The sequence below is a fragment of the Shewanella sp. 30m-14 genome (assembly GCF_052977125.1).
Window position 1 is genome coordinate 15737 of the sequence record NZ_JBRILW010000003.1, and the last position, 13591, is coordinate 29327.

7 protein-coding genes are annotated in these 13591 nt (G+C 46.1%); 4 read left to right on the plus strand and 3 right to left on the minus strand.

What is annotated here, in order from left to right; genetic code table 11:
* Window positions 1–21: 21 nt before the first annotated feature.
* Genes ACVBIU_RS03030 through ACVBIU_RS03040 form a run of 3 tightly spaced genes read right to left on the minus strand, consistent with a single transcriptional unit; the run spans window position 22 to window position 3381 of the window.
* Entirely contained in the window at window positions 22–1248 is a 1227-nt protein-coding gene (locus ACVBIU_RS03030) for an ABC transporter permease (RefSeq protein ID WP_447163040.1), read from the minus strand.
* A 1-nt stretch (window position 1249) separates the two neighbouring features.
* Window positions 1250–2491, minus strand: coding sequence for an ABC transporter permease (locus tag ACVBIU_RS03035; RefSeq protein ID WP_447163041.1), 1242 nt, complete (start codon window positions 2489–2491; stop codon window positions 1250–1252).
* Entirely contained in the window at window positions 2491–3381 is an 891-nt protein-coding gene (locus ACVBIU_RS03040; RefSeq protein WP_447163042.1) for an outer membrane lipoprotein-sorting protein, read from the minus strand. The genes ACVBIU_RS03035 and ACVBIU_RS03040 overlap by 1 nt, the downstream gene beginning before the upstream one ends.
* Window positions 3382–4474: 1093 nt before the next feature.
* Between ACVBIU_RS03040 and ACVBIU_RS03045 the strand changes: the two genes are divergently transcribed.
* The 4 genes from ACVBIU_RS03045 to ushA all read left to right on the plus strand — a co-directional run bounded on the left by ACVBIU_RS03045 (window position 4475) and on the right by ushA (window position 13388).
* The gene (locus tag ACVBIU_RS03045; protein ID WP_447158978.1) at window positions 4475–5527 is read left to right on the plus strand and encodes a porin; all 1053 of its coding nucleotides are present in this window, start codon (window positions 4475–4477) and stop codon (window positions 5525–5527) included.
* 32 nt (window positions 5528–5559) lie between these two features.
* A complete protein-coding gene (locus tag ACVBIU_RS03050; protein ID WP_447163043.1) occupies window positions 5560–8817 on the plus strand; it encodes an ExeM/NucH family extracellular endonuclease in 3258 nt (1085 codons plus the stop codon).
* A gap of 75 nt (window positions 8818–8892) precedes the next feature.
* Window positions 8893–11487, plus strand: coding sequence for an endonuclease (locus ACVBIU_RS03055; RefSeq protein WP_447163044.1), 2595 nt, complete (start codon window positions 8893–8895; stop codon window positions 11485–11487).
* 167 nt (window positions 11488–11654) lie between these two features.
* The gene (gene ushA, locus ACVBIU_RS03060; protein WP_447158981.1) at window positions 11655–13388 is read left to right on the plus strand and encodes a bifunctional UDP-sugar hydrolase/5'-nucleotidase UshA; all 1734 of its coding nucleotides are present in this window, start codon (window positions 11655–11657) and stop codon (window positions 13386–13388) included.
* Window positions 13389–13591: the final 203 nt, after the last annotated feature.

Consider the following 13591-nt stretch of genomic DNA (forward strand, 5'->3'; position numbering starts at 1 on the left):
TTATTGCCCCATTCACTATCACTAAGCAGCGGTATTAATCGATTCAATAGGATTCGCATTGGCCGCTTTAATTGCAGGCCACAAACTGGTGATGATCCCAAGCACAATGACAATAATATTAGCCGCAATAACATCTTGCCGATAAATCACCGGATATAACGTCGTATCCATACCAGCCATCGCCAATCCATCGGCGATAGAAGATAGGTCGATCCCCGCTGACAACGCACGGGTCGTGGCCAGTGCTAATGTATCTCCAATCACTAAACCTATAATCAACAACAGCAGCGCCTCTATAACAATCATAAAAATCACAGCCTTGGACTGTAATCCTAACGCCATAATTAAGCCTATCTCTTGCTGACGTTCAAATATCGACATCAACAAGGTGTTGGCTAAGCCAAAACCCAACACAGTAAATACGATGACAATAAAAATAAGGATATAGCTATTCATCAAATCGGATATTGCTGCAAGGTAACCGTTAAGTTCACGCCAAGTTTCAACTTCATACTGGTTATCGACCACGCCTTTAAGACGCTCGGCCACTTGCTGTAAAGGCTGTTTACCATCGGTAAAAACTGCGATTTCGGTGACTTTATCAGGCATATTTAGCAAGTTCTGCATAAAGCCCTTGCCAGCATAGATAGTGGCAAGCTCTTCTTGCTCTGTCGGTTTACTGTAGATCCCAACAATGCGTACTCCCGACTCTGCAATGTCATTATCAATATCTTGTAAGGTAATCACCACCCGCTTATTAAGCTCGGTTTTAAGCCGCACAGCCATTTTCTCACCGATGACAATGCCGTTATCCTCGCCATCTTTAAGCATTCTTCCCGCCACTAAATCAAGTTCATTAACGGTAAAAAGCTCTTGCTGCGGTTCAAACGCAATCACCTCAGAGCCCAAGGTGACCCGTTCACTGGCAATAATCACAGGGGAGCGTACTCTAGCAGCCCATTGGCTAATCCATTGTTGATTGAGCTGATTTAATAACGCTCCTGAGGGTTCAACAATATGATTAATGACATTTTGATCATTAAGAAAATCGACTTGGTGAATTTGAATTTCGCCGGGCAGGTTATTTAATGACGCCTGGTTCATGCCATCAACCATGCCACGCAAAAAAGCCGAAACCACTATCATCGACCACACACCAAAGCTAATCGCCAACAGCAAAATAAGGGTACGCCTGCCATTGCGCCAAAGGTTGCGCCACGCCAAGACAAATAGAACAGAATTAACCATGTTATTTACTCTGCATCGCACTAATGGGTTCCAGCCCTAGGGTTTTAAACGCCGGATATATAGCAACCAGCACAGAACCAATACACACAACGACGGGCCCTGCCAGCACCGAAAGCGGCGATAACAACGGATAAATACGATCCCCAATGCCAAATTGCGCCCCAATATCTCCCATGCCCGGAAGGGTTATACCGACCAGACTAAAGTATGCCGCAATCAGCCCGCCAAGCAGCGCACCGAGTAACATTCCTATCATCCCCATCATCAATGTTTCAATAATCACTTGGGTAAATAGCCTGCTCGGTTTTGAGCCTATCGCTAGCATGATGCCAAACTCTTTTGTACGTTCTAATACCGCCATGAGCTGAGTATTCATCACCCCTAGTATCACCAATAACACCAACACGGCATACATGATGATAGCGCTCGATAAGTCCGCCTCAATCCCTTGCTTTATACCGGGGTTAAGCTGCTGCCAGTTATGAACGGTTAACTTAGCCTCCGTGTGTACCAGAGTCGCCAACAAGCTTTGCAATTGTTCTTGGTACAAGCTCACCTTTGACATAGAGGGAGCGTTGATACTCACAATCGACACTTGATTAGGCATGGCAAATATTCGTTGAAAAGTGGCCATTGAGATTTGTGCGCTACTGCGGTCTACCTCATTAATCCCGGTTTTAAAAACACCGACGACTGCCAACACATCCGCGGCAAATCCGCCCTCCATGGTAGAGCCCATAACCGTTAATTCATCACCGACTTTGACCTGTAAGTTTTTGGCCAGACGCTCACCCAATACGATTTGCCGCTGATCTGTGGCCATAAGGTAATGGCCACTAATAATTTGCTGAGGAATAATCGAAGCTAAGCGCTCCTTATCCGGCATCACGCCATTAACTAACATGCCAACACTACGCTGATCACTGGCCGCCAACAAAAAACCGTGACTACGTGGGATAACGTCGAGCGCAGGAAACTTCTGCTCAATTTTTGTAATCAACTCATTGCTATCAATAATACGTTTACGCAGTTCTGGACTATCAAGGTATCCCTGCTGATTAATCTGCAATTGGCTCGAAAAAATACGCAAAGTATTTTCAATCATCATCGGATAAGTACCAGCCTGTATGGTGATCATCAATACCAGCAAGGTATTACAAAAAATCATCGCACCAATGGTGAGCCATGTACGACGTTTATGCTGCCACAGGCTTCGCCAAGCCAACAAAATTTGCGTACTCATCAACGTGGATTTCTTAAGTTAGACAGGGTGAACATATAGCCGGGTAACGTAATATCAAACTGAACATTTTTGTTGCGTATTTCAGTCCACTCACCGCTTTTTTCAACCTGCGCCATACGACAACGCATCGCGACATGTCTCGCGCCAACAGGCTTTATATCGCCACAATCCATAGCCTTAACCAATTGATTGTCTTGGTCCCAATACTCTTGACGCAGCATCACCCAGTCATCACGGAGTCGAGTCACCTGCTTGCCCCACACCACAGGAGCGGATTCATGAGGGATCGATTCAATGGTGTACACTTGATGCCCATCAACCTCTTCTGTCTGCAATAACTGATGGGAATAATCATCGAGTAGCTCAGTGGTGCGACTGACATCTTTGTTTGAAAAATCACTGCCCATCCAGCTTTGATTCATCATGGATGATGGAACCTTGATAACTCGATTAATTTTGGGCGAGTAACTCCACATCTGTTTATCATTGATAAGAAAAGCATTGCCCGCATCAACTTTAGGCTCAATGACCCGAACTAAAGATTGTTTATCACCCTCAGTCCAGGCTTGTACCGTCATAGAGCGCTGCCAGTCAGGCCGATGGATCACCATGGTTAATTCACTCGAAGATGTCAGCCCACGCCAATTCTCCATCGCTTTTTGAATCATCTGTTGTGCGGCGTCTTGATTAAAGAGTTGAACGGAGAGTTGACTAGCGTCTTGATTAGAAAGCAGAGCAGTGCTTTTGGCAGGGTTAAGCTGATCATAAATAAGAGAAGAGGCAAGAGCTGAGGCCGTCAGAACAGTAGATAACATCACACCAACCGCTAGCCCCAATACCATCCACTTCAGGCGAATTAAGGCCGTGATGTTGTTACAAGTATCACTCATAACTTTGCGCTCGATTAATTAATTAGAGTAATAACAGTGTAGTTCAAAAAACCGAATGCTTTTGCTAGGTTAAGTAATAATGAAGCAGGGGGTTACATGTGATTTTTGTGCCAAAAAGTAAGTTGTTTCAAACTGAAACACTCACTGTGTAATAAACCCTTGGGCTTTCAACACCACAATCCCATTCTTTCGCGATGTAACAGTTATCCCTGCTGGATTTTTTAAGTTTGGAACTCCCTCTAATACAAAATAAATAAGTTAAGCGCATAAATCCGGACAGCATATTCGTACTATCCCGGATAAGGTGAAACTATAGGCAAAAGAACTCGAAGACATTAACGTGAGCCTGCAATTAGCATTCAAGCCGCTGGCTTCTGCTGGGATCTACATAGGTGAAATTAGCCCCCTAGTGTCACTAGGATGATCGGCACTGTTCTCACTTCATCCGTATCTGAATTAACAATGGGAGCTGTTGGGGCGCAGTAATCGATGAAGAGCTTTTCGCCTGGCGCATAAAGCTTCTTAAGCCAGCGAGTGTAGTATTCCTCCCACTGTAGACGTTTGGTGATGGTCCCTTGATAACCGTTTTATCCCTGAATCGGAGATCGGATTACTCCGAAACCTGATCCCTCTGTAGTAGCAAGTTAATAATTAAAATTTAGTTTTTCATAAAAAAGTCTCATTAATTTTCACCTCATTTCACACAAAAAAACACCACACCCTGTTCTCACCTAAGTTACTGATTCACAGAGACCAAAGCACACCATACAACAACCCTGTTCTCAAGCGCGCCCAATGAAACTCTATTTTTCTTTGTTTAACAAATACTTATACACTCCAAATGTGACTAACCCTTCTTTTTTTTGTTACAAAACTCTGCAACAATCGCGACACGCGTTAACGAAAGTTAGCGACATTATTACAAGAATGGGGTTGATATATGAAATATGTAATAAAGCTGTCGGCGGTTTCGCCATCGAATTCTCCACCTACCTGAGCAGTTAACAGTTTTAGATATTACGAATAAACATTTTTAATTTTGAGCTTGGCCTTCAATCAAAGGCTGACAAATTACTAATCGGAAGTAACAGCAATGTTAAATAAATCAACAATTGCAATCGCTATCGTCACTATGTTTAGTGCTGGTTCAGTGAACGCTGTAATGTTAGATGGTGACAGTCAAGGTGACCACGTTCGCTTATATGGCGAAGTGGGCGTAGGTGGGCATTTTGATACTCATGCAGATTATAACCACGATGAGTTCTACGATACCAAGGGCTATGTAGATGATAGCTTCGCAACTTTGGGCGTAGCGGGTCAACGTGAACAATTCACTTATCGTCTTGAACTGGACTACCAACGCCGTAACTGGCTTGGCGGCGACGGTGAGTTCGAGTTGGCCATCGACAAGTTGTACGTAGGCTACCTATTAACCGAACAGCAGTGGATCGAGCTCGGCTTGACCGATACTGCATTCGACGATTACGACCACTTCGGTGATTTCACCTTTAACAAGTCCATTGAAACCGGTGAAGCCGGTGACCAAGAGAATACCGTTAAGTACCAAGCCAAGTTCGAACATCTTATTGTCGGTGCTTCCTACTCATATGACGGTGAACACAAAAGTGGTGCCCTACAAGGTGACATCATTAACGGATATGCAGGCTGGATGTCAGATCTGCTATCTGTCGTGGTTGGCTTAGAAACGCGCGGCGGCTCCAATGGCGTCAGTAAATATGGTGAGCAGCAACAGATAGGTTTGGGTGTTCGCCTTAAACTAATGCCAGAGTTCTCTATTGGTTTCAATGGCTTTCTAGAAGATGAAGACTTATCTACACGTAAGAGTGGTGACGTACACCTAGATTATCAGACCTTCCGCAACAAGGGGGCAACGGTAAGTGCCAAGTATGACCTGAATGAACATTGGGAATTCATCGGCTCCGTAAATCACGAAGAATACGAAGGCTGGGATCTGATCAGTCCTAACTACGACTACTCTGAGCTGCCACCTGAGTACGGAAAAGAGCGTCAGTGGGCCAGCTTAGGTTTCAACTATCGCCCTGCCCGCGACATCGTGCTGTCTGTAGAAGGCCGAGTTGGCGAAGCCCCTGAAGCAGCCTACGCCTACGCGCGTATGTACTTTTAGTCCGTATCGAATCCAATTGTATAGAGTCTACTATGAAGAAAAGTTTCCTATCGCTGGCCATTGCCAGCACCATCAGCATGGGCGCCTTCGCTGGCGTTGAAGACCTGCTGATCACCGAAATGACCCAAAGTTCCGATGCCAATGTGGGCTCGGTTGAAATCACTAATACAGGCTCTGATGCCTTTACCTTTACCGCTGACATTACTGCATACCAACGTTCTAGCGGCAAGTACGACAACGAGTTACTTAACGCTGATGCTAAGCCGCTATTGACAGGTCAGACGCTTGCTCCTGGTGCCTCTCTAGTGCTTGTCAACAGTCGAGCTTCCGAAGAGTTTCGTAATGCCATTGCGACTCAAGGTGGCAGCGTTGTTATCTCCACATATGATGCCAGTAATAAGTACAACAACCTGTTCATGACCAGTGATGACGGTTTTTTCCTAAAAAATGGCGATATTGTTATCGATCGTGTCGGAGCTGAAAACGACACGAGCAAGTGGGCTCCGAACACAACTCTGCGTCGTAAAAAAGATGCTGATGGTAACAATCCCACTCAATCAGGTACCTTCGACGCGACTCAATGGCAAAACATTTTGCCGATGAGGACTGACGATTTAGGTAAATCCGAACTGCCAGCAGCGGATGCTGATGACATCATGGATATCTTCACTTGTCCAACGGATATGAATGAAATTAAGTCTCCTAGTGAAGTGCAAGGCACAGGTTTTACCTCGCCTCTGATTGCTGATGGTGAAACCGAATCAGCTGAAAAAGTTGCCGTAGAGGGCATCATCTCAGCTAAGGTGTCTATCCCTAATGAGGGTTTCTATCTTCGCAATCTTGCCTCTGACAACAACCCTGAGACTTCCGATGGTATCTTCGTTAGCTCTAGTGCTGCCGGTGATCTCAAAGTGGGTCAAACCATTTGTATCGGCAGTAAAGTGGCGGAGTACCAAGGCCAGACTCAAATGTCAGCTGATACGGCATTTAGCTGGAACGTTACTGATACTGACATCCTAACTGAGCCTACCGATATTCAGGTAATTAGCTCTGATAACGGCTCTTTCGATAAGACGTTGGAGCGTTACGAAGGTATGCTGGTCAATCTGCCTACAGATCTGGACCCTAGTACTCCTAGCGATGAAGCCAAAGAGGATATGCGTATCACTCGCAGCTTTAGCTACAACTACCTGTCGTCTCCTAACGGTCGCAACAACATAGTGGCAGCTTATAAGCGTCCTAACTTGCAGCCCAACCACTTGTATGTTGCAGGAAGCCCTGAATCTAAAGCAGCTTATGAGCAAAACAATGACTATCGTTTAGTTATTGAAAGTGCCACTAAGTCCAATGGCACCGAGTTGCCTTATTACGCTGGTTTTAACAGTGACCCACACACCAACTACATCCGTATCGACGATAGTCTCGTTAACGCGCAGGGTGTGATCAGCCAATACGAAACTGAGTTGATCCCAGGGACTGATAAGTATGATCAGGACTACAGCCTGACTATAACCAACCAGTTGACTAGTGATAACTTTATTCACAACTTACCACGTACAGAGACACCTGATCTGCAAGACACTGTGGCAGAAGATGATTTTGCTATCCGCATTTCTAGTCAGAACCTGTTTAACTTTTTTAACTCTCCTTTCGGTGGCGACAACAACAACTTTGGTCAGAGCCGAGGCGCAGATAGCTACGATGAATACATTAACCAGCGAACCAAGCTGGTAGAAATTATTCGTGCTCAGGATGCCGATGTAATGGCCCTGATGGAGATTGAAAACAACGGTTTTGGCGATGCGAGTGCCATTGCTGAGATTGTGAACCAGGTCAATATCCAATATGTGGATGAGAGACCCCAGGATTACAATGGTCCTAACTCCACCGAAAACCGTTATGTATTTGTTGGTTTTGACAACAATGGCAATCAAATGCTGGATAACCTTGACGCCATTGGTTCTGACGCCATTGCTACAGGTATCATATATCGCCCAAGCAAGATGAGCATTGAGCGCACTCGCGTTATCCCAATGCCTCAACAGAAAGCGCCTACCATAGTGAACGACTTAGGTGAGGTGATCAAAGATCAGAATAAGGAAATTCTAGAGAACGGTCAGAACTACCACCGTGACGCCTTGGTTGTAACCTTTATTGTTAACCAAACAGGCAAGCGCTTAACGCTAGCTGTAAATCACCTTAAGTCAAAAGGCTCTACTTGTTGGGAAGAATGGCAAGGTGTTGAGTTTGGTAATGCTACAACCTGGAACAACCGTACAGCCCCAGATCTGGACTACCAAGGGTCTTGTGCAGAGTTCCGCGTAGCCGGTGCCGTGCACCTAGGTGAAGAGATGGAAGACGTTCTTGGCGATAAGATCATCCTTGGTGATTTGAACGCCTACGGTAAAGAAGATCCTGTATTAGTTCTTACCGAGAACCCACGCAACAAGACGATCGTTACCGCTAGCCACACTTTCCTTGGACCTAAGCCTCAGTTTAACGAAGATGGCTCACCAGTCACCATCACTAAAACTTATGGCTACATAGATATCGTCGGTGAAAAGCTCAAGGAGAAAGGAGAGACGCCTTGGAGTTACTCTTTCAGTGACGAAATAGGCTCGCTTGATCACATCTTGATCTCACCGTCTCTGAAAGACCGCGTGATTGATGCCACTGACTGGCATGTTAATGCTGCAGAGACCGGTCTGTATGACTACCAAAACCGCTTTAAAGGTACCATCGACGGTACTGGAACGCATAAGTTCTACAAAGAGGACATCTATCGCGCGTCGGATCACGATCCTGCACTGATTACCCTTAGCTATAAGCCTGGTGATACGGATCCTAACGTACCTCTGAACCTGCCAAAACTAAGAAAGCTAATCAAGGTTCCTTACCAGATCCCTGCGGGTATTTCGACTCAAGTTGGCGATGTCGCAACCGTCAGTATGAGTCCTGATGATGATGAACAGCGTTTAGATTTGAGCCAAATGGTTCTGCCTAATGTGGTGCTTTCTAATGACACAACAGCTTTGGTAAATTTCGAGGTCTTTGGTGCGCCATCTGCTATCTACAACGTTTCCGTAAGCCTACAGCGTGACGGAAAACTTGTAGCTGGGTCTGAGCAATCTTTCCTAGCGAAGGTATCTAACCGCGACTCCTTGATTGCTGACATTGTAGAAGAAGAAAGCGATAACACTGGTGGTGACGGTAGTGCTGGTAGCACTGGTTTCATCAGCTTGTTATCCCTATTCGGGCTGGCAGCTATGCGCCGTCGTCTTCGCAAATAAGCGTTGCTCTCGACAATGAAGCGCCTGCTTTCGGGCAGTGCGCTTCCCATCAAGGATTCAAAAAGAGATACGATTATGAGAATTAAAATGAATGCAGTTGCTGCGGCCACTGCTATGGTTTTGGGCGCATTTTCTACTACGGCAAGTGCTGATTTACTGATTACTGAGTACATTGAAGGTGGCGGATTTAATAAAGCTATTGAGCTTTATAACTCTGGTGATGCTGCACAATCTTTAAATGGCTATAAGCTAGTTCGTTACAAAGATGGTGCCAATACTACGACAGAAATGGTCGCGTTTGCAGATCAGGAAATACCTGCAAAAGGCATCTTAGTTGTTAGACATGCAGATGCTGTATTGAATCTCGACGCTAGCGTAACGTCTATGGTTGGTGGGCTTCAGCAGAATGGAACAGATGCTGTTGCACTGCTCAATGGCGACACGGTTGTTGATATTGTTGGCGCGGTACCTACCCCCAAAGATTGGGGTAAAGATGTTACGCTGCGACGTAGCGATACTGCTAGCTCCATGGTGGCTAAAGATACTTTCGACGAAAATGACTGGACTTCTCAGCCCAAGGATACGGTCGATGGATTTGGCTGTATTGGTGACAATGCTTGTACTTTCGTCGAAGAGCCTGGTGTGCTGCTGATTACTGAGTATGTGGAAGGTGGTAGCGATAATAAAGCGATTGAGGTTTCTAATGTAGGTGGTAGCACACTCAATTTGGATGACAGCGAATATAAGTTAGCCATTTATTTTAATGGTGCGACTGAGATCACTGATTCCACTGTTGTTAATCTTACTGGTTCACTCGACGTTGGTAAAAGCTTAGTGTTCCACCACTCAAGCGCTGCTGAAGCTTTTAAAGTCGGAACTGCTCACACTGTAGCTAAGTTCAGCGGTGATGATGCTTTAGTGCTTACCAAAGATGGTGCCGTTATTGATAGCATTGGTAAGGTTGGAGAGCAGCTAGTATGGACTGATGGTGACTTTTCTACTAAAGATAAAACTCTGCGTCGTAAAGCAGCTGTAAAGGTCGGTGATACCAATACCGCTGACGTATACCCTGGGACCTCTAAAGAACAGTGGCTTATTCTACCTAAAGACACTGCGGACGGCCTTGGTTGTGCTGGTGAGAGTGCCTGTGACGGTTCAGTAACGCCTCCAGAACCAGAGCCAGAAACAGGCCCTTGCACCAACTGCGAGACGCTAACTCCGGTTGCCGACCCTACTACGTTCAATGGTGAGATCTATTACTCAGATGTATTAAGTGGTGATTTTGCCCATGCAGATGAGCTTAAGAATGCTCTGTCGATCATTATAGCCAAAGATCACAAGTATCTGACCTATAAGCAGGTTTGGAGCACACTAACCCACGCTGACCAAGATCCTGATAACGATAAAAATGTTATTGAAATCTACACCGGTGCTTCTATTTCTAAGTACGACAACCAGACTAGTGGTAGCGGTGCGGGCAAGTGGAATCGTGAGCACGTTTGGGCCAAGAGCCATGGTTTCCCTAGCGACTCGCAGTGGGGCTACACCGATGCTCATCACCTGCGTCCTTCAGATCCTGGCATCAACACAGCACGAAGCAACAATGACTTTGGTGCGTGTATGGATACTGGTGAAGAGGTGATGTTCAACGGTATGGGTACTGGTAACTACCTCGACAAAGCTACCGACTGCTGGGAACCTCGTGATGAGGTGAAAGGCGATGTCGCTCGTATGATCATGTATATGGATACTCGATATCAGGGTACTGATACCGCTACAACGAATATGCCTGATCTAGTCGCAGTCGATCGGCTAACGACTACTGCCGAGGATAGCGAACCGCTCATCGGCACGCTTTGTACCCTGTATGCGTGGAACAAGTTAGATGCTGTTGATACCTACGAGCAGAACCGTAACAACCAGGTATACAAATACCAGGGCAACCGTAACCCCTTCATTGACCGCCCTGAGTTAGTGCAGCAAGTGTATGGTGCAACCTGTGGTGACGATCCAAACCCAGGTTTGGTAGTCGAAGGTGATATTGTTACTCCTGAGAGTGTCACTGAAGGGTCTGCATACACCATAGATGCCTCTGCAATCAACGCTGGCGAAGGTGTTACTCTTACTTACAAGTGGGAGCAGATTGTTGATGAAGAGAAGACGGTTGTTGGCGACATGGCTATATTGTCTCTGACTGCGCCAATGATTAAAGCCGACGAGACTTTGAACTTTACGGTGACCATCAGCGACGGCACGTTGGAAACAACCAAAGCTGTTAGCCTGATCGTGACTAACGTGCCTCTAACTTTAGATGTAACGTTTGCAGGCAACACGCAGCTGACTGAAGGTGATAAAACTTCCATCACAGCGACGGTTACAGATGCTCCAGAAGGGACTAGCTATAGCTGGAAGCAGGTATCTGGAAACACGGCAGTGTTTACCGCTTCAGGTCTGACACTTGATGTGACTTCACCTAGCGTCGATATTGATCAAGTGCTTGTGTTCGAGCTTACGGCAACGGTTGACGAAGAAAGCTTCGTTAAGTCTGTTAGCATTGAGGTGAAAAACACCGAAGAACCTGGTTGGACTAAGCCTGATGGGGCGGGTAGTTTAGGTGGTTTTATTACTTTGCTGCTACCGCTAATGTGGTGGCGTCGCCGCCAAGGCTAATCATCAGTTAAGCCTATAAAAAGCAGCACCGGGATCGCTCTGGGTGCTGCTTTTTTTAACTGTACAGACGTTGTCTACATCTCGCCTTGTGCGCGTTGCTCTCAGAATGAGAAATCAGCTATTAGGGCAAATGACAACGCTTATCTGAATAATATTGAAGGATTATTATGAATACTTCACTCCGTCCTTCTAGCCTACTTCTTACCGGCTCAGCTATCGCTCTAACGTTAACATTGAGCGGCTGTGGTAAGGAAAAGGTGGAAGAGGCGCCTAAGACGACAGCATCTATCGCCTGTCAAGCCGCTGGTGATGACTGTAAGCGCTTCACCTTGCTCCATACCAATGATCACCACGGCCGTTTTTGGCAAGGCTCTAGAGGTGAGTATGGTATGGCCGCGCGAAAAACCATTCTCGACCAAATTCGTAAAGAGGTCACCGAGCAAGGTGGGGAAACGTTACTGCTCTCAGGTGGCGATATTAACACTGGCGTACCTGAGTCTGATCTTCAAGACGCCGAGCCAGATTTTATCGGCATGAACCACCTTGGATATGACGCCATGGCCGTGGGTAACCATGAGTTTGATAATCCATCGACGGTGATGGATAAGCAGAGAGGCTGGTCAAAGTTCCCGTGGTTATCGGCCAACATCTATCGCCAAGTCGATGGTGAATGGCAACGCTACTTCGAACCCTACAAGCTATTCGAGGTTCAAGGCTTGAAGCTAGCCGTAGTCGGCCTGACTACCGAGCATACCGCTGAGATAGGTAATCCAGAATTCGTTGAAGATCTAAAATTCACTTCAGCACAAGCTGAGGCAAAAAATATTTTGGCAGAGCTTGAGCAGAAGCATCAACCGGATCTTGTTTTTGGTCTCACCCATATGGGTCACTATGAAAATGGTAAACATGGAAGTAACGCGCCCGGTGATGTTGCTCTTGCCAAAAGCCTAAAGCCTGGCCAGATCCAAGCAATCATTGGCGGACATTCACAGTTGCCTGTGTGTATGGAAGGGGACACTGGTGAGTACGTAGAAGATTATGGTCGAGATGAGCCTTGTAGGCCTGATCGTCAAAATGGCACTTGGATCATGCAAGCCTACGAGTGGGGAAAGTTCGTTGGTCGCGCCGATTTTGAATACTATGGTGGTAAGCTACACTTGGCAAACTACGAGTTAGTACCTGTGAATACAGAAACCAAGTTTGGTTCCTACTATCCGCCTCATATGCTAACGCCTAAGGATAAGGAAACCCTCGAACTGCTTCGGCCCTATCAGCGTAAGGGGCAGCTGAAGTTGAGAGAACAGATTGGTGTTGCAAAGGCGGACTTCATTGGTAAGCGTAAGATTGTTCGTTACCAAGCTACGCCTCTGGGGGTGATGATTGCGCACGCTCAAACTCAGCTTCCTATCCCCGCAGATTTTGGGATCATAAACTCAGGTGGTATTCGAGCCACCATAAAGAAAGGGCCCATTCGATATCGTGATGTGCTTAAGGTGCAGCCTTTTTCCAACAGCGTGACTGTAACCGAGATGAATGGAGCCGAACTAAAGAAGTATTTGTCTAGGGTTGCGCTTAAGACTCGAGGCTCTGGAGGCTTTGCCCATTTTAGCGGTATCAAGATGACCGTTGACTGTAAAGCTAAAGATGTCGATATCAGAACTGTTGGTGATAAGCCCTTCAAGCTAACAGATAAATATCGATTTACCCTCCCTAGCTATAACGCTGCGGGCGGTAATAAGTATCCCAAGTTAAAGGAAAAGGCGAGAGATACCGGCTTTATTGATGCAGATATGCTTTATCAATTCATCAAAAAGCATGACACGCTCGATCCTGCCAATTATGACAGAGCGAAAGATGTTCGCTATATCAACTCCAGAAGTTCTGATGGCTGCGGCGGTTAATCTTAGCAGTTAATAAGGTTAATCAGCTGGCACCTTAGATCTCGAAACAGAGCCCAACCTTTGATTGGGCTCTGTTTTTTAAGGTATGTGTTCGGCAAACTACACCTAGCCTTTTTGTACATACCAAGGTCGTCAGCAAGTATAAAGTAGAGCAAATGCCTTGTTGCTTACCACTCCCTTCTTCTCGTTCGAGCTTTGGTAGC